Below are 21,328 nucleotides of genomic sequence, written 5' to 3' on the forward strand. Positions count from 1 at the left end.
AAACTATACTACCTAATTTGTTCGTGAGGATTATGTGCAGCCAGGTCAGGTAATTTTGTAACATGCAAATGTTGCAGATCGCAATACCGTTTTACCGTGAACATATTACCGGTATAATCGAGCTGGTACAGGCACAGGTTCTGGTGTTCGAACTGGTCCATACAACGAAGGGGGTAGTGCAGCAACTGGCATAACAAAATACGCATGGCGCGCCCGTGCATACAGATAAGTATAGTTTCTTCTTCAGGCCGGCTAAGTATAGTTTCGATCACAGTTACCTGTCGGGCCGCTACCAGTTCAGGGCTCTCGCCACCTTCTATACAAACACCTGTTTCGCCATTGCACCAGGTTTGCAGCAGGTTGTGGTAGTAGGCATCTTCTTCGGGTGTAATGCGGGTACCTTCGCGGGTTCCCCAGTTTATCTCGTTCAACCCGGCGTGGGTTTCGTGGGGTAAGCCAAGTTCTAAAAAGCCCTGGACCGATTGTATGCTACGCTGTAATGTGGAAGTATAAACCTTATCAAAAGGAATGTGTTTATAGTGATCGAAGAACAGGTTTGCCTGCCTGCGGCCTTCATCGTTCAGATGTGCATCTACTCCACTGCCCTGCACTATGCCCTGCACGTTGTAATCGGTTTGCCCGTGGCGGATAAGGTATACTTTCTTAATACTCAAAATTCTTCTACTTTTGCTTTTTAGGACCTTGTAAAACGCGAAAATAGCCATCGCAGCCCATGGATAAAAATATAAATACGTTAGAGCGCGTAAAGGAGTGGAATAAAAATACCATGGTAGAGCACCTGGGCATTGAAGTAACCGAAGTTGGCGAAGGCTATTTAGCTGGCAAAATGCCAGTCGATTTCCGTACGCACCAGCCCATGGGCCTGCTGCATGGCGGTGCATCGGTGGTGCTGGCCGAAACACTGGCAAGTATAGGCGCTGCCCTGCAGGTTGATTTATCTAAGAAAGCTTGCGTGGGTTTGGAGATCAATGCAAACCATATACGGGGCGTGAAAGAAGGCTGGGTGTTTGGCAAGGCAACCGTTTTGCACAATGGCCGCAGCACGCAGGTATGGGAAACTAAAATTACAAACGAAGCCGGCGACCTGGTGTGCATCAGCCGTATGACAGTAGCCGTTATTGACAGAAAGTAAGTTTGTTTTAATAATCTTATAATTTATCCGGTTATCTGCTTTAGTTTTTACTGATGATTGATAACTGTTAACTGATAACTGAATTAATGGGTGCAGATACCCCTATTTATACTTTAGAGAACATATTTTATGCAGCCATCGCACAGCAAAAGGCGGTGGCTGTATGGCGCTTACCGCTTGAGCAGCAGGTGCAGCTCTGTGTATCGTTACAGCAGAACTACATTAACGGTCAGCCCAATCTGGAAAACAGTTCTCCCGGTTTCCTTTTCAGTCCGTTTATACCTGGCGAAGAGCAGCCTACTGTTTTTATAAAGGCAGATTTAACTTATACTTCTGAAACCGGCCGATTGCAGTATTCTCGTGATGTTGACAGATCTCAGCAACAGGAATTTTCAGATGTTTTAGCTATATCTCAAAATTATAATTGGCACCTGAACGAGGTACAGCAACACGCTGAACAGACTGAATCAGGTTTTAAATACGCTGTAACAGAAGCAGTGCGAAGTATAAACAAGGGTGCAATGGAGAAAGTGGTGTTATCGCGTACCGCTTCCCGCAAACTGCCTGCCAGTTTTGATTTAGTTACAGCATTTAATGCCATGCTGGATGCCTATCCAAAAGCTTTTGTATCATTGGTTTCGGTTCCCGGAGTAGGTACCTGGCTGGGTGCTTCGCCGGAGATATTGGTAAGTATAGATCAGCAGCAGATCTTCAGAACAGTAGCTTTAGCCGGAACACAACCTGCTATAGATGGAGAATCAGTTGGCAATGCCATCTGGCGGCAAAAAGAGATTGAAGAGCAGGGCATGGTGGAACGTTATATTCTGAGCTGTTTTAAAAGACTGCGCCTGCGCGAGTACTCCGAAGTTGGCCCCCGTACTATAGTTGCCGGTAACCTGATGCACCTGCGTACTGATTTCAGCGTGGACATGAAAGAAGTGGATTTCCCGACATTAGGTACGGATATGCTGCAACTACTCCACCCTACGTCAGCGGTCTGTGGTTTGCCAAAAGAGCCCGCACTTAATTTTATACTTGCTCACGAAGGTTATAACAGAAGTTATTACAGTGGCTACCTTGGTCCGGTAAATAGCTCTGCCGGCACCCATCTATACGTAAACCTGCGCTGCATGCAGTTGTTAAAAGACCAGGTCATTCTTTACGCCGGCGCCGGTATTACAGCCGAATCAGATGCCGAAAAAGAATGGCAGGAGACCCAGCACAAAATGCAGACGATGGGTAAAATCCTTTCGGATTTTAATTAATTTGAAGATGCTGAGATTTGAAAGTTTGAAGATGAACCTATAGTTGCAAATTTCCAATAATTTCAAATTTCTATCTTTATCAAAACTATTAGTCCGTAGAGCTGAAGAAATAAATTTTCACATCTTCAAATCTCCAAATTTTCAAATCCACAAAATGATACTACAGCCAGTTGTTAATATAGCCGAGATTTGTGCCCGCAAGGGAGTGGAAAATGTAGTGTTATCGCCGGGGTCTCGCTGTGCCCCGCTTACCATTGCGTTTGCCCGCCACCCGAAGCTGAAAGTAAAAACAGTGAGTGATGAGCGCGCCGCTGCTTTTATAGCCCTGGGCATGGCTTTAACAACTGGAAAACCAACTGTACTGATTTGCACATCTGGTACTGCTGCACTTAACTATGCGCCAGCTGTGGCTGAAGCATTCTTTCAGCAGGTGCCGTTACTTATACTTACCGCCGACCGCCCACCCGAATGGATTGACCAACTGGATGGGCAAACCATACGTCAGCAGAACGTGTATGGCCAGCATATCAAACAAAGCTATACTTTCCCGGTAGATTTCTCGCACCCTGACAGCGTGTGGCACAGCGAGCGCATGGTTTCCGAAGCGCTGAACGAAACTATAGCTTACCCTCCCGGACCGGTACATATCAACATCCCGTTACGCGAACCCTTCTACCCTGCTCCCGGCGAAGAGATTGCTTTTGATGCTGATGTCAAGATCATTGAAGAAGAACCTGCAAACTATAGTCTAAGCACTGCACAGGTGCAGCAACTAAAACAAGAGATCAGCAGCTATAAATGTGTACTTATAGTTGCCGGCCAGCAGAACCATACGCTAGCGCTACAGCCTGTTTTACAACAATTTGTTAAGCAAAGTGGGGCTGTTATAGTTGGCGACCTAATCGCTAACCTGCACCAATTACCTGAAACTGTACGCCATCAGGATGCCATACTTGCCTGCCCTGATACTGAGAAACTGGAGAAACTGCAGCCTGATTTGCTGATTACTTTCGGTAAATCGGTAATCTCAAAAGCGCTGAAATTATACCTACGCAAGTATAAGCCAAAAGCACATTGGCACATACAACCAGCCGGCCAGGTGGCAGATACCTACCAGTCACTTACCCGCATAATCCGCTGCACACCAGAGGCATTTTTCGAAAGTGTACAGACTGCTTCTGATTCTACCTATAGCTCAGACTGGGCTGAAATTGAGAAAAAAGCAAGTGCTTTTTTAAAAGACTATACTTCGGGAGCTGACTTGAGTGAGCTGGCTGTTGTTGCCCGGTTATTCCGAAGCTTACCAGCTCAAAGTAACCTGCACTTAGCTAACAGTATGGCCGTGCGCTATGCCAATATTATAGGTATAGATGCGGATAAAGACCTGGAAATTTATGCCAACCGGGGCACCAGTGGTATTGATGGTAGTAACAGTACTACTGTAGGCTGTGCACTTACCAGCCCTGCTATTACCACGCTCCTTACTGGTGATATGGCCTTCTTTTACGACCGCAATGGCTTGTGGCACAATTACCTGCATTCAAACCTGCGCATCGTTATCCTGAACAATCATGCAGGAGGTATTTTCAGGTTAATTGATGGACCAAAACAGCAACCTGAACTGGAAGAATTCTTTGAGACCAGACAAGCTTTGGATGCCGAAAATACTGCCCGTGATTTTGGAATGAACTATACTTCGTGCAGATCTCTGGAAGAGTTGGAAAATGCTTTACCTGCTTTTTTTGCTGCTGATGCCGGAGCTGGTATTTTAGAGATCTTTACTGACAGTAAAGCCAATGCCACCTCCTTTGCCAACTATAAGCAGGCATTGTTGCAGGCGCTTTAGTTGGGTTTTCCAGCCCCCCTTTGTCCCTCCTTGTCTAAGGCGGGGAGTTTTGTACTACTGCTATAGTTGGAGTTTTAGTTTTATAGTTACTATCCAACACCCCTGTGACCTGCGGTCGCAAGTTTCGAACTCCCGTTCTCACTTGTCCTCAAGGGGACACTTCTTCTATTGCAAATCACGAGCTTTAGTTTAGAGGTACAGTATGGGGAATATTGCTGAGAAAAAGCTAAGCACTCATCCTAACTATAACTCTTTCAAACCTGTCCAAAAATTACACAAAATCGTTTAAACAATTATAAATCAATTTGTTTAACCAAATACTTTAGCCATGAACTTAACACACGATATGCACCGTGTCGAGCACTGGGCCGACACCCATCATCCAATCTGGCTCGATTTCCTGAGAATGGGTTTGGGTATATTTCTGATGATAAAAGGCTTTATGTTTGTGCAGAACACTGATGCCTTATTTAGTATTCTGCAAAAGAGCCAGTTTCCATGGGTTTCAATTGGTTTAGCGCATTATGTTGCGTTTGCCCATTTGGTTGGTGGCTTCTTTATTGCTATTGGCCTGATCACACGGGTTGCTATCTTGTTCCAGATACCGATCTTATTAGGTGCCGTATTTTTCATAAACCCGGAACGTGGCTTTTATTCTGAAAATACCGAATTGTGGTCATCTATTATTGTGTTACTACTTTTGATCGCGTTCCTTGTTTTCGGCTCCGGACGTTTCTCCGTAGACCGCCTGATCCGTAAACCAAAACGCGACTGGCTCTATTAATCAGTTAGCAAGTAACAGTTATCAGAAAAAGAGTAACAATTCGTTATTCTTGAGTATATTTTATACATCTCTTTTCGCCATTTTTGCAGTACAGCGTAAAAGTTACTTCATGTTTAACAGTTAAGCTGTATTACTGTTAACGGATTACTGATAATTGCAAAGATGGCTGAAAGATACCTGTTGCTGAATGGCAAAAAATTCTATTACGACGAGATTGCGGAATACTCGTTCCGGAACAGCATTGAACTGAACGGCTACGAAGCAAATACGCTCGAATTTTGCCGCAACTGGCTGAATGGTGTTCAGGAATTTCCGATACAGACCTCCGGCTCAACAGGTACGCCCAAAACCATACAACTTACACGACAGCAACTCGAGGCAAGCGCCCGCAAAACTATAAAAATACTAGACCTGCGCCTTGGCGATACCACCCTTGTTTGCCTGAATACCGAATACATTGCCGGCATGATGATGCTTGCGCGTGGTTTTCTGGCAGAGCTACAGATGATCATAGTTGAGCCCATCAGCAATCCTTTAAAGCTGGTGCCAGAAGGTATAAAATTCGATTTTGCCTCCTTTGTACCGATGCAGTTGCAGAAAATCATACAGGATACACCTGAAAATATACCGCAGCTTAACCAGATGAAAGGTATACTTATTGGTGGGGCACCTGTAAACTTTACACTGCAACGTGAACTGCAGCAGTTAGCCGTACCTGTATACCATACATACGGCATGACCGAAACAGCATCTCATATAGCCCTCCGCCTGCTAAATGGCCCTAATGCAGCTGAATATTACAATGCACTGGAAAATATAAGACTCGGCCTCGATAACCGTGGCTGCCTGACCATACAGGGCGATGTGACCAACAACGAGCTTATAGTTACCAACGACCTGGTGGAGTTGCTCACTCCTACCCGTTTCCGTTGGATAGGCCGTGTAGACAATACCATAAACTCGGGTGGTGTAAAAGTGCAGAGCGAGGTAGTGGAAGTTGCTGTCGCCGAAGCCTTGGCAGACCTGGATCCTATGCCGCGTTTTTTTATAGCATCTCAGCCGGATGAGCTATTGGGCGAGCATGTTATTTTAGTTTTAGAAACAGAGCCCTTTACCGAAGCCGAAGAAAAAGATCTGAAAAGTCGCATTAAACCGCTGCTTAAAAAGTTTGAACGGCCCAAAAGATATTATTACTGCCCTGCCTTTTCTGAAACCGCAACTGGTAAAGTATCAAAACAACGAACACTTCGCAAACTGGGCCTGGAAGTACACTAGAAGCTGCCGTTAAACAGTTGGCCCGCTAAAGCGTAATAGCGAGTACTATCAACAGTCATCATCATGCGGTTTATACTTCGTTATACTTTTATGTTGCTCATACTGGCAGCTTTATACGGTTGTGGATCTGTTTTCACGCCTAGAGGGCCAGTAGAGCTAAAGCAGGTCTGGGCAACAGACAATACATTACGAACTCCCGAATCTGTACTTCACGACCCGGACAGGAACGTGCTCTACGTTTCCAACATTAACCAGAACCAGGAGCGCAAAGATGGAGACGGCTTCATCTCTAAACTTAACGCTGAGGGCAAAATAGAAGAACTTTTTTGGGTAACAGGCCTCAACAACCCGAAAGGTATGGCCTTGCACAACAATGTGCTGTATGTAGCTGATGTAGATGAAGTGGTAACTATAGCTGCAGAAACGGGTGCTATACTTGGTCGTTACAAAGCTGAAAAAGCAGAAGGTCTGAATGATATAACCATAGACAATGAAGGCAACATCTATATCACGGACAAAGAGGAAAAAAGAATTTACCAGATGCGAAACGGGCGCATCAGCACCTGGCTTGATAAAACAAAGCGTGAAAACCCCAACGGAATTTACTTTGATGGCAACCGCCTGGTGGTAGCTTTTACCAGCAGCGGCGAAATTCGCTTTTTAGACCTGGACTCTAAAGAATTTACAGACCTGGCAAACAAGATAAATAATGCAGATGGCCTGACAAAAGCAGGTACGGATGGTTATTTCGTATCGAGCTGGGATGGCGAAGTATACTATGTTAACCAGGAAGGCAAAAAATGGAAAGTACTGGATACTAAAGGTAAAGACATCAATTCTGCAGACATTCATTACTCCGAGCAGACACAACTACTATATATTCCTACCTTCCGGGACAATAGAGTGGTAGCTTATTCCGTTACTTTTTAGAGAGTCTATTTTCATGATGAAGGGCAGCCGGCTTTAGGTCAGGGTGCCCTTTATTTTTACAGGCAACTATATGTTGTAGTTAACTAAAAATAAAATTTGAGCTAACTATAAAACTGGCCTCAAAAATGCAGTAGCGGATGCTATACACTTAATTTAACTGTGAGCTATTTATGAAGATGAAACAAACCTATGCATGGGCTATAGTTGCAGCAGTTCCGTTTATGATGCAGGTATTGCCTGCCAAAGCACAGGCTCAGGATAAAACCCCGACCGCCACCGAAAAAGAACATGAACCACATACTGCCTGCACCAACGATTCCGAAACCTTATCCGGCCTCTTCCTGACGCCAGCACCCAAAGGGACCTTTAAACTTGATTTTGAACAGCAACTGAAAGAGGATGCCGTACTTGCCATTACAAATACAAAAGGCCAGAAAGTTTTTGAGAAACCGGTAAGTATAGCTAAAAAACAGCAGGCCTGGAGCTACAATGTGGGCAAATTAAAACCAGATACATACCTGGTAGAAGTAAAAACATCTGATACCACCTACTGGACCAAATTCAAGATCGGAAATTAAGTAAATCTACAGTTGATCAAAAAAACAGCGGCCTTACAGAAAAATGTAAGGCCGCTGTTTTTTGCTTATACCTGGCTCCACTGCTGTACCACATGATAGAGCAACGAGGCACCCAATTTCGCGGTCCGGTTATCAATATCCAGTTTTGGGTTGAGCTCCACTATATCCAGTGTAAGTAATTTGCCGCTGTTAATGATCTCCTGCAATGCCAGCAACACAATTTCGGGTTGCACGCCTAATGCTGTTGGCGCACTGACTCCCGGCGCATAGGCTGCTGCAAACACATCCATATCAATACTCACATAAACTACATCTACCAGTGCTATAAACTCCTGTAACCGCTCCCGTAACGCCTGGAAATTAAATACCTGCAAAGCTGGTGCAAAAACATAATCTACGCCATAAGCTTCTGCAGTACTAAAAAGCTTTTGTGTATTACCAGCTTGTTGTATACCCAGGCACAGGTAATTAAAATCTATACTTGCCGCGGCAAGTTCATCTGCGATCTGCAAAAACGGAGTACCCGAGCTGGACTGCTTTTCATAACTCCGAAGGTCGAAATGGGCATCAAAATTAATGATACCTAATTGCTGCCCTTCCGGTAATGCCTGTTTTATACCTAAAAAGTGACCATAGGCTGTTTCGTGCCCGCCACCAAGTATAATGGTTTTGTAGGTGTTTGATAGTAATGCATGTACTTTTTTGCCAAGTTGCTTTTGTGCCTCCTCCAGGTTCTGGTTGGTACAATATACATCACCGGCATCTAGCAGGGCTATATTATCATCCAGGTGCCATGCAAACGATGCCATAGCCTGTCGTAACGCTGCCGGCCCCTCCACAGCCCCTTCCCTGCCCTGGTTGCGGCGCACGCCTTCATCGCAGCAGAACCCTAAAAAAGCAATGGCCTGTGTAGCATCTGCCGGTTCAGTTTCGTCTGTCAGGTTCAGTAATTTTATACCCTGGTGCCAGCGTTTTCCTTCTTCGCCGTCGTGTGCATCTACTCTGCCTCTCCAGGTACCGGCTGCAGTTGGTTTATACATAGCTTCTTATGGTTGAATAGCTGAAATCTTTTAATCGTAAATTATACCTTAAACCTGCTCTCCCCGCTTCCAGACTTTTGTTGGTTTGAGTTTCCCCTGAAAGTAAAGAATCTCTTTATAGTTATCTGTCGGGAAGGCTATCATATCTGCTTTTTGTCCTTTTACGATGCATCCACGATCCGAAAGATTAAGAGCACGTGCTGCGCGGGTGGTAATGGCTGCAAGTGTTTCGGCTATAGTTAATTTTTCTGCTGCGCCAATCAAAGCAGCCTGTACGAGCAGATCTCCCATAGGTGCTGAACCAGGATTCCAGTCGGTGGCAATAGCCAGGCAAAGACCATTATCCAGCATTTTACGGGCTGGGGCATAATGCATGCCTAACCCCAACGACGCCCCAGGTAAAACGGTAGCAACCACACCAGCATTTCTAAGCAAAGCAAACTCTTCTTCGCCACTCGCTTCCAGGTGATCGGCACTTACGGCCCCTACTTCTGCTGCAATACGGCTACCACCGGTACTAAACTGATCTGCATGAACCGTGATCTCGAAACCTTTCTCTTTAACCGCCAATAAGTACTCCAGGGAATTCTCTTCGTTAAAAGCAGTATCTTCAATAAAAATATCTATCCTATCTGCCAAGCCCTGCTCCTTTACCTGAGGCAGCAGTTCATCTAGCAAACACTGCAGATAAACCCTGGAGTCTGTAAATTCTGGTGGACGCATGTGCGCCGCAAGGCAGGTTGGCACCAGGTCAAGGGCATGGTGCTTATTTACCAGGTTTATCACATGAAGCATTTTCAGCTCATCATCTACCGTAAGACCATAACCACTTTTTACTTCACAAGTTGTTACACCTTCTGCCAGATGTCTGTCACAGCGTTTTTTCAGCAGTTCAACCAGCTCTATTTCCGACGCTTCACGTGTTTTGCGTACGCTATCTAAAATGCCCCCACCACTTCTGGCTATCTCCAGGTAGGTTTTACCGGCAACACGCATAGCATAATCGTTGGCTCTAGAGCCTGCAAAACAAATGTGAGTATGGGCGTCGATCAGGCCAGGCAGCAGCACCATCGGCTCACTGATCTTTTCAAGTTTATAGTTTTCTTCCTGTGCTACTTTCAGCAGAACGCTATACTTCCCTACCAGCTTAATTTTACCTTCACAAACTATAACTCCTCCGTCTTCCAGCACTTCCAGTTTTTCATCGGCTATGGGTCCCGTTTCAGGAAGTTCTCCCATGGGCAGGATTTGTGTGAAGGGGCCGATTAAAATATAGTTTTGATGTTGATTCATAGTTCAGGGGTAAAAGTTCTTCTTTGTTATTTATACTTGAAAGATCGGAATTGTTGTTGTTTTTATTGTCCTAAAGTATGTGTTATGTCATTCAGAAGGAAATAAAGGTATTTTGTATGTACTACTGTTGTCTTATACTCTACTGTCATCCAGAGCAAAGCCGAGGGATCTTATATGTCTTATAGTTAGGGTCTATAGTTACATGAACCAAGCTGTCCTTTCATAGTTGCTCTTCATCCTGGGAGCTTTACTTCCCTATAGTTGTCATAGCTTGCTTGGCTCCCTCACGGCCGGGAGGCCCCGTCATTGGGCATCGCGCTGCTGATTTGAAGCTACCCTCGCTGTGCTCGTGTTGCCTTCGGCACCGCAACAAATCAAAGGCGCTCCACCCAAAGACTGAAATCAATTCGATAGCTAAATTTTAGTGAATTAGAGATGCTCCAGTTGCATCGCCTTTTCAACAATGTATTTCCGTAGGGACAGGTAAACCTGTCCTGCTCTTGGTTTGTAACTATAGCTTTGATTATAGCAGTTACAGAACTGTTCCCTTGAGGACAAGTGAGAACGGGAGTTCGAAGCTTGCGACTGTAGGTCACAGGGGTGTTACAACAGGAACTATAAAACTCTCACAAACTGCAGCATCTTTTCTAATCGAACCCTTAAATGAAGAAGCTGGTGCAAGAGTATAATTTATCCTGATGCACCAGCTTCTTCTCATCATCCTAGATTTTAAAAATCTTAGTTTATAGTTTCAAACCAAATTTCTCTGCATTAGCTTGGGCAGTTTCATAACCGGCATCGGCGTGGCGGAAAATACCCATAGCCGGGTCGTTATGCAGCACGCGGCTCAAGCAACGGTCGGCACGCTCGGTACCATCTGCCAAGATTACCATACCCGCATGTTGAGAATAGCCTATACCTACCCCACCACCGTGGTGGAAAGAAACCCAGGTTGCCCCACCTGCCGTGTTCGACATGAGGTTAAGTAATGGCCAGTCAGACACCGCATCAGAGCCATCCAGCATACCTTCAGTTTCGCGGTACGGTGACGCTACAGAGCCACAGTCCAGGTGGTCACGGCCGATCACAATAGGTGCTTTTACTTTGCCATCACGCACCAGTTGGTTGAACATCAGGCCGGCTTTTTCGCGCTCGCCCATACCCAGCCAGCAAATGCGGCACGGCAGCCCCTGGAAAGCAACTTTCTCTTCGGCCTCGTCCAGCCACTTGATCATGTGCGTATTCTCCGGGAAAAGTTCTTTCAGCGCTGCATCCGTTACGCGGATATCTTCAGGATCGCCGGAAAGGGCAGCCCAGCGGAAAGGACCTTTGCCTTCGCAGAACAGTGGTCGCATGTATTCCGGAACAAAACCCGGTATGTTAAAGGCATCTTTCTCACCACCCTGCTGTGCAAATTCGCGCAAGTTATTGCCATAATCGAAGGTGCGGCTGCCACGTTTCTGTAACTCCAGCATAAATCCTACGTGGCGAGCCATACTTTTCAGAGATCGGGCTTTATACTCCTGAGGATCACTTTCGCGCAAGGCTTTGGCTTCTTCCAACGTCAGGCCATTCGGCACATACCCATTGATTGGGTCATGGGCAGAAGTCTGGTCGGTAAGGATTTCGGGGGTGATATTATCTTGTATTAACTTTTCCAGCACATCGCCGATATCACCTACTAAACCTATAGAGATTGCTTCGCCTTTTTCTTTGGCTTCCAGGGCCCAGCGCTTCGCTTCTTCGTAGTCGTAAGTCATTTTGTCGATGTAGCGGGTTTCCAAGCGCTTTTTGATGCGCTCCGGATCAACATCAACGCCTAAAAAAGTAGCACCGGCTATAGTTGCTGCCAGTGGCTGCGCACCACCCATACCGCCAAGTCCGCCTGTTACCAGTAGCTTGTGGCGCAAATCATCGTTAAAATGGATTCTTCCGCAAGCTGCAAAAGTCTCGTAAGTTCCCTGTAAAATTCCCTGTGTACCAATGTAGATCCAGCTACCGGCTGTCATCTGGCCATACATCATCAGGCCACGCTCGCGCAACTCGTTAAAGTGCTCCCAGGTTGCCCAATGCGGCACCAGGTTAGAATTGGCAATGAGTACGCGGGGCGCTTCGGCATGCGTTCTCACTTTACCAACTGGCTTACCCGACTGCACCAGCAAACTTTCGTTTTCTTCCAGGTTCAGCAACACTTCGATTATCTTCTGTGCATCAGCCACCGTGCGCGCTGCCTGGCCAATGCCACCGTAAACTACTAAACGGCTAGGGTCTTCGGCTACTTCGTCGGTCAGGTTGTTCAGGAACATACGAAGCGCTGCTTCACACTGCCAGTTTTTGGCATTCAGTTCGGGACCTGTTGGCGGAATGTACGTTGGATGGTTAGCATATTTCTGGATAAACTCGCTCACCGAAAGGCCTGAGCGTTGTATTGTTGCTGTTTCTGGTGCAGTATTCATAGTTGATCAGATCATAGATTGTCTTTCAATATTCTTAAAAATAAAGCAAAAAGGATAGGAAAATCGTGCTTAATTTCGGCTGTATACTTTTCTGTTGTCTCTGTCAAAATTATAAATACCATGTTTCACATTCCCATTACATCCCTGAAAGCTCAATTTGGCGATATAGATATTTACTTGTTCGATCAACTCCTGAAAGGAAGAATACAGAAAGGCATGAAACTGCTGGATGCCGGATGTGGCAATGGTCGCAACATACAGTACTTGATGCAGGCAGGTGTAAAAGTATACGGTGCTGATGTATCGGAAACAGCTATCGAACAGGTAAATCAACTGGCAAAAGAACTGGCTCCCACCTTGCCTGCCCGTAATTTTATAGTTGCCGACCTGGAGAATTTACCTTTTGCTGATACTGAATTTGATGTGGTAATCTGTAGCGCCGTTCTTCATTTTGCCCGCAGCGAAGCACATTTCAGCAGTATAATTACCGAACTATGGCGTGTATTAAAACCGGGTGGCCTGTTGTTTAGCAGGTTAAGCACCACGATTGGCCTGGAAGGAAAATTACAGCAAATGGAAGGAAGATTCTACCAGATGGCCCATGGGCCAGTTTGGTTTTTAGCTGATGAAGCCATGTTGGTTAAATTAGAAAAACAACTTGGCTTTATGCGGTTAGACCCGCTGAAAACTACTGTGGTAGAGCAAGACCGAAGTATGACAACGTGGGTGCTGCGGAAAGTATAAATATCGAACTTCCCCTCCTTATCCAGTTAGTTTAAATTAACATGGCGCGAGTGACTACGCTTGCGCCATGCAATAAACTATAATTCACAAATTTAATTACTCCATCTCTACAAAATCAGCGCTGCGGCGCATGTGTACAAAATGTTCTGCGAGTTCTTCGGGTAGTGTAGCCAGTTTACGTTTCAGTACATCAATCCAGGCACCTTCAACTACTATAATTGCAGCCTTTACGCCGTCTTCTTTAAACAACTCGTGGCGGATGGTCCAGCGGGAAGCGTCTTTTTTGCTTTTTACCAGCTCCGTGGTAACAGTTATAGTTTCGTTTACACCCACTTCGCGCAGGTAAGTAGTTTCTTCCCTGAAAAGTATAGGCCCGATGTGCAGCTTCTGAAAAGTTTTCATATTCAGTCCCATTTCATCTAATACTTCAATACGGGCTTGTGCAGCAAAATCGGCATAGGCAGAGTGGCGCATGTGCATATTGGCATCTAAGTGCGCCCACATTACTTTCCCTTTATAGGTATGACTCATGTTGGTTATAGTTGGAAAATGATCAAATAAAACGGCTCCCGCTTTAGCAGCAGAAGCCGTTCTCAATATAAGTTATAGTTCTTACAAACTGGCCATGTCAATCACAAATCTGTACTTCACATCGCTGCGCAACATGCGCTCGTAGGCGTTATTTATCTCTGAAATCGGGATCAGTTCGATATCGGACATGATGTTGTGCTCAGCACAGAAATCCAACATTTCCTGCGTTTCCGGGATACCGCCGATCATCGAACCAGCCAGGCGTTTACGGCGCGCAATTAAACTGAAACCTGCTACGGCAGATGGTTCCGGCGGCGCACCCAGCAATATCATAGTTCCATCACGTTTCAGCATCGACAAGTATAAATTATAGTCGTGCGGCGCTGATACGGTGTCGATAATAAAGTCGAATGAGTTACGAAGCTCTTTTAGGGTTTCAGGGTCTTTGGTAACAGCAAAATTATGGGCACCTAAGTCTCTTGCATCCTGCTCTTTAGTAGGCGAAGTACTCAGCACGGTAACATCGGAACCTTTGGCAGCAGCAATTTTAACAGCCATATGCCCCAGTCCGCCTAGGCCAACTATACCTACCCTGTGACCCTTGCCAATATTCCACTGCATAATGGGCGAATAAGTAGTGATACCGGCGCAAAGCAACGGTGCTGTTCGGGCCAGGTCCAGGTTCTTCGGCACTTTCAACGTATAGTTCTCATCCACTACTACCTGCGAAGAATAGCCACCATAGGTAATAGTTTTGTTATCACGCTCGTAGCTGTTGTAAGTACCTACGTTATGTACTTCGCAGTATTGCTCCAAGCCCTCTTTGCAGCTATAGCACTCCCGGCACGAATCAACAAAACAGCCAACTCCGGCAAGATCGCCTTCTTTAAACTTTTTTACTTTGCTGCCTACTTTGGTTACCACGCCCACAATTTCATGGCCTGGCACCAGCGGGTACATAGAGCCACCCCACTCGTTCCGTACCTGGTGCAGGTCTGAGTGACAAACGCCGCAATATTTAATTTCAATCTGTACATCGTGCTCCCCTACTTCGCGGCGCTCCAGGCTCCAGGGTCCTAACGGGCTTTCCGCATCGAAAGCAGCATAAGCTTTAGCTTGACTCATAGTTTATAGTTATTGTTAAAGGTTATAAGAACAGTATAACGTGTATTTTGTTAAGTATAGCTGTTACATATTGCCGTAATGCCATCCGCTTATGGGTATTACTGCTTTGTTTTACAGAAATTAGCGGGCACTCCCCTGACTCCGGGCTTTACGGCAAATAAACCGCCGCTGTCAGGATATTGCTGCAGTTGTTCTTCCGACAGCCCCTCTGTTCCCGAAGTAATATAGAGTATATCCAGGTCTTTTCCGCCAAAGGCACAGGAAGTAGTTTGCGGGGCAGGAACCGTGATCTTACGCAACATTTTTCCTGTTTCAGGATTCCAGCACCCGACAGCTCCTCCTTTATGCAATGCGACCCACAAATTTCCATCCGCATCAATGGCCATGCCGTCCGGTGATCCTTCAGAATCAGGAATTTCTATTACTACGCTGCTGTTACTGATTTCTCCGGTTTCAAGGTTATAATCAAAAGCCCGCACCTGATGGGTTGGGGTATCAATGAAATACATCTTTTTATTATCAGCTGACCAGACAATGCCATTCGAAATAGTCAAATCATCCAACACCAGGTTTATACTTTTATCAGTACCTATCCTGTAGAGCACTGCTGCGCCTTTACGGGTATCTAAAGCCATTGTGCCCACCCAAAATCTGCCGGCAGCATCGCACTTTCCATCGTTAAACCGGATGTCGTTTTCGTTTATGGGATTAAGTATAAAAGTGAGCTTTCCTGTTTCAGTATCCAGTTTATGTATCCCGTTCTGGAGCGCTACTAGCACACCATCCTCTTCAAGAGGTACTACCGTACCAATCCTTTCTTTTACAGTGAACACTTTATCCTGCTCAGTTTTCGGGTCGAAAATGTGCAGCTTTCTTCCTTCAATATCAACCCAGTAAAGCACCTGCTCGCGTGGGTGCCATAACGCTCCTTCTCCTACTATAGCTTTCGCGTTAAGTATAAGTTTGGCTTCAGTTAATTGCTGTGTTATGCTCATGCGCGGTTTATAGTTAAAGTATATACTTTATAGTTTCCTGACCTTGATATTTCTAAACCATACTTCGTCGCGGTGGTCCTGCAGTACAATATGCCCGGATCGGAAAGTGCCAAAGTATGGATAATCTTTAAACTTGCTGTTGGCTATCAGTTGTCGCCAGTGATCGTCCCAAAGGGTAGTTGTAAGTATCATTTCACCATTCTGATAAAATTTTAGTTGGTTATTTTTGCATATGATCTCGGCCTCATTCCAGGTGCCAGCAGGGTTTGCATTGTCCGGGTTGCCTGCTACTATATCATAGAGGTCGCCGGCCTTGCGTTTCGGAATTCTGGCATCAGGGTGCCGCTCGTTATCCAGCAATTGCATTTCTGGTCCTGTCATCCAGGTACGCTTATACTTTTCCGGCTCGTCCTGCACATGAATCAGAATACCGCTATTACCGCCGGGTGCCACTTTCCACTCCAGTTTCAGGTGAAACTCCTCAAAAACAGCATCCGACACCAGGTCCCCGCTGTCTTCGTCGTATGCTTTGGATGCAGCAGCTAAGTATAAGGTGCCGTTTTCAACTTTCCAGGCGCCGGCTGCGGTTTGCTTTCCATAGCTATGCCATCCATTGGTGGTTTCGCCATCAAAAAGCACCACCCAGCCTGCCTCAGCAGTAACTGAGTTATTCTTATCTTTCTTCAAAATTTTCCGGATCAGGATTCAGGTAATAAAGGCCTACCTGGTTTATAATTTTACTTTTTAAGCGACAACACGTAACGGGCCATCTCTTTGGCATCTTCTGGTTTCAGGTCAGGGTGTGGAGGCATTGGTATCTGTCCCCAAACACCTGCGCCGCCTTTTATGATTTTTTGCGCCAGGTAGTCTACATTTTTGTCGTTAAACTCATACTTATCGGCAACTTCGGTGTAGGCTGGTCCAACAACTTTCTGGTCATCTTTGTGGCAGGTAAGGCAATCAGATTTGGAGATAAGCGAGGCGCCGAGTTCATAGGTTTTTTTGCCTTCGGCAGAGGCAGCAGAGGCTGTAGCAGTAGTTGTAGTGGCGGCCGGTGCAGCAACAGAATCTGTTAAATCGTTAACGGCAGCATCTGAGCCTACTCTGGTTTGTGTATTTGTTGGCCTTTCGGGAGTGATGGTGGCTACGGAGTCCTTATAGCCCTGTTCATAGTACTCATCATACTCTGTTTTCTTGTTTTCGCAGGCTACCAGCAGTGAGCCGCAGGCAAGTAAAAGAATCGCCTTTTTCATAGTTTTCCTGTATGTCTTAATGTATTACAGGGTTTACGGATGTAGTGGGTGGGTGTTTTATGTTGCTCATTCAGAATGGTGCAGTTGCAGTTACGGCGCCAGTTATATCTCCTTAAACTATACATTTCATGCTTTGGCATCTTAGTTAAAAATCCAGTTCAGCATTAAATGAGAGGGCAGAAAAACAACTACGGGGAAGAAAATCAGAACAAGTATAAAGTATAGATTGGGTGTTATAGTATGTTGTGGTTTGTTGCCTATACCAAATACCCAGTTAATGTTTTCTTTAGGGTCTGAAAATAGGTAAGTTGTCAGAAGTATAAGCCATGCCAGCCCCGTTTGGTAGTAAATAGCTTTTGTATCATATCCCCACTCCCAAAGCAGCCAGATAACGATACTTGGTAGAAAAACATGGAAAAGCGACAGCCCGCGCAGAAACAGGCTCAGGTCCTGCCGGAACATGTACTCACTTAGCCCCAGCAGTTGCCTTCCGGTCAGCAGCCTTCCGAAGTAGTCGATGTTCCATATTATCTCAAGTCCCAGCACACCTACCGCCATCATACTTAGCAGCAGCCGGTTACCCGTCCAGAGCGCTACTCCCACCGAAAATAAAGCTACATCCGAAAACCAAAGGAAATTAGCGGGACCATAATGCTTCCAGTAAACCGGTACCAGTACAAGCAGAAACAAAGTATAAATTACCGGCAGCCAGAGGGGAATAGTGTTGTTCATGATGCGGTTTATACTTCGGATTTATATTTTATACGTGCAACCCTTCCAAACCGTAAATAAAGAAAAATGCCCTGCTATAACTACTTATAACAAGGCATTCTTGCTTATTAAAACTTAGCTTTATGATATGCTTAAGTCCTGAACATCAACTTGATCGAGGTAAGGATCAAAAATGGCAGAGGCATTTGCAGACTTTTTAAATGTGCTGAAAACCTGTACATTATCGCCACTCCACAACTCAACAAATGTATTATTGAATTCATACAGTGTAACCAGCCACTTGTTGTATTGGCGCTGGGCAAGTATAGTACCGTCTTTTGCTATCGCTTCGGCCTGGCTCCTGAACGGGAGCCTTTCAAACATCGAATATTCCAGCATGCTTATTTCTCCTTTGTATGCTAATTTAAGCGTTTGCACCGCCGAATAGTTTCATTTGTGATGCAGCAGCTGTTTATAGGTTACGCCAATTATACAGGTAGTTCTTCAGCTAAAAAATGACTAATTCAAATATTCAGCATTCGATATTAAATCTTGTTACCTAATTTTACTCCAACCCCTAAACTAACGCTAATTAAATCAATCTTTACTAACCCGAATGAAGAAGAAATTACAATCTTTTGCCGTACTGCTGTTTCTTTCCGGCAGCTTTGCCCATGCGCAGGCTCCCAAAGACCCGGTAGTAGAAAACATTGTTAAAGAAGCCACCCAAAACTCACAGCTCGAGACCCTGGCGCATGAACTGCTAGACGGCATTGGTCCACGCCTGGTAGGTACCCCTGAAATGCAGCAGGCCAATAATTGGGCAATTGCCAAGTATAAAAGCTGGGGCATTGATGCCCGCAACGAAAAGTGGGGCGAGTGGCGTGGCTGGCAGCGCGGCATTACGCACATTGATATGGTGCACCCACGTTTGCAAACCCTGGATGGTATACAACTGGCCTGGAACCCTGGCACAAAAGGGAAAGGCGTAACGGCAGAGCTCATTATACTTCCGGAGTTTCAGGATTCTATTGCTTTCCAGAAGTGGTTGCCTGCCGTTAAAGGCAAACTGGTCATGATCTCGATGAACCAGCCAACCGGCCGCCCGGAGTATAACTGGAAAGAGTTTGCTACCGAAGAGTCTTTCAAGAAAATGCAGGCAGCTAAAACTGCTGCCACCGAAGCCTGGAACAACCGCATTAAAAATACCGGCAAAACTACCCGTACCTTACCTGTTGCCCTCGAAAAAGCCGGTGCTGCCGGTGTAGTTACATCGAACTGGTCTGGTGGATTTGGCGTGAACAAAATATTTGGCGCTTATACCAAGAAAATACCAACTGTAGACATTGAATTGGAAGACTATGGCATGCTGTACCGTTTGGTAGAGTCTGGTAAAAAACCACAGATCCGCATACAGGCTGAAGCAAAAGAGCTGAAGAATGCCCCGGCATTTAACACCATTGCAGAGATAAAAGGCACTGAAAAACCGAACGAGTATGTTATCCTATCTGCTCACTTCGACTCCTGGAACGGTGGCACCGGCGCAACCGATAACGGTACCGGAACTATAGTGATGATGGAAGCCATGCGTATCCTGAAAAAGATGTACCCGAATCCTAAACGAACTATACTTGTAGGTCATTGGGGCAGTGAAGAGCAGGGCCTGAATGGCTCGCGAGCATTCGTGGCAGATCATCCGGAGATCGTGAAAAATGTGCAGGCGGTATTTAACCAGGATAACGGTACTGGTCGTGTGGCCAACATTTCTGGTCAGGGCTTTTTGCACGCTTACGATTACCTGGGCCGCTGGCTGAGTGCTGCGCCACAGGAAATTACAAGCTCTATACAGACGCAGTTTCCCGGGTTTCCGGGTGGTGGTGGCTCGGACCATGCCTCGTTTGTGGCAGCTGGTGCACCGGCCTTTATGCTGAGCTCGCTTAACTGGTCGTATGGCAGCTATACATGGCATACCAACCGCGATACCTATGACAAAATTGTATTTGATGATGTGCGCAGCAATGCCATTCTGGTAGCTATACTTGCTTACAAAGCCAGCGAAGAGCCGGAGCTGTTTAACCGTAAGCGCATCAACATGCCAACAGATACACAAACTGGTAAGCAAAGAACCTGGCCAGAACTGCGCCAGCCAACCCGTAAAGGTGGCTTAGACTAAGTATAATCTTATTAAGTATAAACCAGAAAAGGCTGCCTGATTAGGCAGCCTTTTCTGGTTTACTAAATTATCTGAGAGAACTCAAACTGCCGTAGAAACCAATCCTTTCCTGTACCTTTACCTTTTTATAAAGCTGGCGTAACAAATCAAACCTGTTATTGCACTTACTCAACCTATGGAACCTATCAGATTAAATAAATTTATAAGCGATACCGGCACCTGCTCACGCCGCGAAGCCGACAAACTGATTGAGCAGGGCCGCGTGACTGTAAACGGGAAGCAACCGGAAGTGGGAGCTAAAGTAACGGCCCGGGATAAAGTGCGTGTTGATGGCAAACTGCTGGAAGTGGACGCTGTAGAATCCGTTTATTTATTGCTTAATAAGCCTGCGGGCATCGAAACCACTACCGATACTTCGCAGCGCGACAATATCATCAGCTTTGTAAATTATCCTGAACGCATTTTCCCGGTTGGCCGCCTCGATAAAGATTCTGAAGGACTGATTATACTTACCAATAATGGCGACATTGTAAACAAGATTCTAAGGGCCGGCAACAAGCACGAGAAAGAATATATTGTAACTGTAGATAAGCCCATTAACCAGAGCTTTGTTGACAGGATGAGTGGCGGCGTGTCTATACTTGGTGTGAACACGAAGAAGTGTTTTGTTGAGCAGTTGGGGGCAAATAAATTCAGGATTATACTTACCCAGGGCATGAACCGCCAGATTCGTCGCATGACAGAAGCGCTTGGCTACGAAGTACAAACCCTGCAGCGCACCCGAATTATGCACCTTTCGCTGGCAAAAATTCCGCTGGGTCAGTGGCGCGAGATGACGGAAACAGAAATAGCTGAAATGATGCGTCTGGTGGCAAGCTCTACTAAAACCGAAGAAGCTTCAACGGCTAAGAAAAGTGGCAGCTCCGGTAAAAGCGGTGGTGCAACAACTGGCAATAAACCTAAACCACGTGGCGGTACTTCTTTTTCTGGCAAACCATCCAGAACAGGCAGTGCTCCTAAAAGCGGCGGTAAAAGTGCAGCTGGTGGTAAACGCGACAAACCTAAATCATCTGGTAGTAACCGTGGTTCGCGTGGCGCGGCAAAAAGCAGTACAGGCGGCAGAGCCGGGGGCAGAAGCGGTAGTTCAAGAGGTGGTAAGCGCAGGTAACTATAAAT

General features: G+C 45.8%; 21 protein-coding genes. 10 read left to right on the plus strand and 11 right to left on the minus strand.

Going from position 1 to position 21,328, the window contains the following annotated elements; genetic code table 11:
• Nucleotides 1-8 precede the first annotated feature (8 nt).
• A complete protein-coding gene (locus tag MJ612_RS07555) occupies nt 9-674 on the minus strand; it encodes a histidine phosphatase family protein (RefSeq protein ID WP_187032895.1) in 666 nt (221 codons plus the stop codon).
• A gap of 59 nt (nt 675-733) precedes the next feature.
• Here MJ612_RS07555 and MJ612_RS07560 point away from each other — a divergent pair, with 59 nt between their 5' ends.
• The 7 genes from MJ612_RS07560 (at nt 734) to MJ612_RS07590 (ending at nt 7,831) form a co-directional block, all read left to right on the plus strand.
• The gene (locus MJ612_RS07560; RefSeq protein ID WP_187032896.1) at nt 734-1,153 is read left to right on the plus strand and encodes a PaaI family thioesterase; all 420 of its coding nucleotides are present in this window, start codon (nt 734-736) and stop codon (nt 1,151-1,153) included.
• Nucleotides 1,154-1,239: 86 nt separating this feature from the next.
• The gene (locus MJ612_RS07565; RefSeq protein ID WP_187032897.1) at nt 1,240-2,418 is read left to right on the plus strand and encodes an isochorismate synthase; all 1,179 of its coding nucleotides are present in this window, start codon (nt 1,240-1,242) and stop codon (nt 2,416-2,418) included.
• Between the two features lie 154 nt (nt 2,419-2,572).
• Nucleotides 2,573-4,264, plus strand: a complete 1,692-nt coding sequence (gene menD / locus MJ612_RS07570) for a 2-succinyl-5-enolpyruvyl-6-hydroxy-3-cyclohexene-1-carboxylic-acid synthase (protein WP_187032898.1) — start codon at nt 2,573-2,575, stop codon at nt 4,262-4,264.
• Nucleotides 4,265-4,592: 328 nt separating this feature from the next.
• Entirely contained in the window at nt 4,593-5,048 is a 456-nt protein-coding gene (locus MJ612_RS07575; RefSeq protein WP_187032899.1) for a DoxX family protein, read from the plus strand.
• 162 nt (nt 5,049-5,210) lie between these two features.
• The gene (locus MJ612_RS07580) at nt 5,211-6,323 is read left to right on the plus strand and encodes an AMP-binding protein (RefSeq protein WP_187032900.1); all 1,113 of its coding nucleotides are present in this window, start codon (nt 5,211-5,213) and stop codon (nt 6,321-6,323) included.
• 63 nt (nt 6,324-6,386) lie between these two features.
• Entirely contained in the window at nt 6,387-7,253 is an 867-nt protein-coding gene (locus MJ612_RS07585) for an SMP-30/gluconolactonase/LRE family protein (protein WP_187032901.1), read from the plus strand.
• 170 nt (nt 7,254-7,423) lie between these two features.
• Nucleotides 7,424-7,831 (plus strand): T9SS type A sorting domain-containing protein, encoded by a 408-nt coding sequence (locus MJ612_RS07590; RefSeq protein WP_187032902.1) that lies wholly within the window; start codon nt 7,424-7,426, stop codon nt 7,829-7,831.
• Between the two features lie 65 nt (nt 7,832-7,896).
• Here the strand turns inward: MJ612_RS07590 and hutG are convergent, their stop codons facing one another.
• From hutG to hutU, 3 genes are all read right to left on the minus strand, one after another.
• Complete coding sequence (hutG, locus tag MJ612_RS07595; RefSeq protein WP_187032903.1) at nt 7,897-8,871, minus strand: formimidoylglutamase; 975 nt, start codon at nt 8,869-8,871, stop codon at nt 7,897-7,899.
• A 48-nt stretch (nt 8,872-8,919) separates the two neighbouring features.
• Entirely contained in the window at nt 8,920-10,164 is a 1,245-nt protein-coding gene (hutI, locus tag MJ612_RS07600) for an imidazolonepropionase (RefSeq protein WP_187032904.1), read from the minus strand.
• A gap of 743 nt (nt 10,165-10,907) precedes the next feature.
• Nucleotides 10,908-12,620, minus strand: a complete 1,713-nt coding sequence (hutU, locus tag MJ612_RS07605; protein ID WP_187032905.1) for a urocanate hydratase — start codon at nt 12,618-12,620, stop codon at nt 10,908-10,910.
• 120 nt (nt 12,621-12,740) lie between these two features.
• On the opposite strand from hutU, the gene MJ612_RS07610 reads away from it, so the two are divergent.
• Nucleotides 12,741-13,364, plus strand: coding sequence for a class I SAM-dependent methyltransferase (locus tag MJ612_RS07610; protein ID WP_187032906.1), 624 nt, complete (start codon nt 12,741-12,743; stop codon nt 13,362-13,364).
• Nucleotides 13,365-13,460: 96 nt separating this feature from the next.
• Here MJ612_RS07610 and MJ612_RS07615 read toward each other — a convergent pair whose 3' ends face one another.
• The 7 genes from MJ612_RS07615 to MJ612_RS07645 all read right to left on the minus strand — a co-directional run bounded on the left by MJ612_RS07615 (nt 13,461) and on the right by MJ612_RS07645 (nt 18,378).
• Complete coding sequence (locus tag MJ612_RS07615) at nt 13,461-13,961, minus strand: acyl-CoA thioesterase (RefSeq protein ID WP_250419090.1); 501 nt, start codon at nt 13,959-13,961, stop codon at nt 13,461-13,463.
• 15 nt (nt 13,962-13,976) lie between these two features.
• Complete coding sequence (locus MJ612_RS07620; protein WP_187032907.1) at nt 13,977-15,020, minus strand: NAD(P)-dependent alcohol dehydrogenase; 1,044 nt, start codon at nt 15,018-15,020, stop codon at nt 13,977-13,979.
• A 98-nt stretch (nt 15,021-15,118) separates the two neighbouring features.
• Nucleotides 15,119-16,015, minus strand: coding sequence for an SMP-30/gluconolactonase/LRE family protein (locus MJ612_RS07625; protein ID WP_187032908.1), 897 nt, complete (start codon nt 16,013-16,015; stop codon nt 15,119-15,121).
• Between the two features lie 27 nt (nt 16,016-16,042).
• Nucleotides 16,043-16,702, minus strand: coding sequence for a 3-keto-disaccharide hydrolase (locus tag MJ612_RS07630; protein ID WP_222619722.1), 660 nt, complete (start codon nt 16,700-16,702; stop codon nt 16,043-16,045).
• A 50-nt stretch (nt 16,703-16,752) separates the two neighbouring features.
• Nucleotides 16,753-17,268, minus strand: coding sequence for a c-type cytochrome (locus MJ612_RS07635; protein WP_187032909.1), 516 nt, complete (start codon nt 17,266-17,268; stop codon nt 16,753-16,755).
• A 141-nt stretch (nt 17,269-17,409) separates the two neighbouring features.
• Nucleotides 17,410-18,000, minus strand: coding sequence for a membrane-associated protein (locus MJ612_RS07640; protein ID WP_187032910.1), 591 nt, complete (start codon nt 17,998-18,000; stop codon nt 17,410-17,412).
• Nucleotides 18,001-18,120: 120 nt separating this feature from the next.
• Nucleotides 18,121-18,378 (minus strand): hypothetical protein, encoded by a 258-nt coding sequence (locus MJ612_RS07645; RefSeq protein ID WP_187032911.1) that lies wholly within the window; start codon nt 18,376-18,378, stop codon nt 18,121-18,123.
• A gap of 217 nt (nt 18,379-18,595) precedes the next feature.
• Between MJ612_RS07645 and MJ612_RS07650 the strand changes: the two genes are divergently transcribed.
• Both MJ612_RS07650 and rluF read left to right on the plus strand, forming a co-directional pair.
• Complete coding sequence (locus MJ612_RS07650; RefSeq protein ID WP_187032912.1) at nt 18,596-20,152, plus strand: M20/M25/M40 family metallo-hydrolase; 1,557 nt, start codon at nt 18,596-18,598, stop codon at nt 20,150-20,152.
• Between the two features lie 175 nt (nt 20,153-20,327).
• A complete protein-coding gene (gene rluF, locus MJ612_RS07655; RefSeq protein WP_187032913.1) occupies nt 20,328-21,320 on the plus strand; it encodes a 23S rRNA pseudouridine(2604) synthase RluF in 993 nt (330 codons plus the stop codon).
• Nucleotides 21,321-21,328: the final 8 nt, after the last annotated feature.

Source organism: Pontibacter deserti, assembly GCF_023630255.1.
GTDB lineage: Bacteria > Bacteroidota > Bacteroidia > Cytophagales > Hymenobacteraceae > Pontibacter > Pontibacter deserti.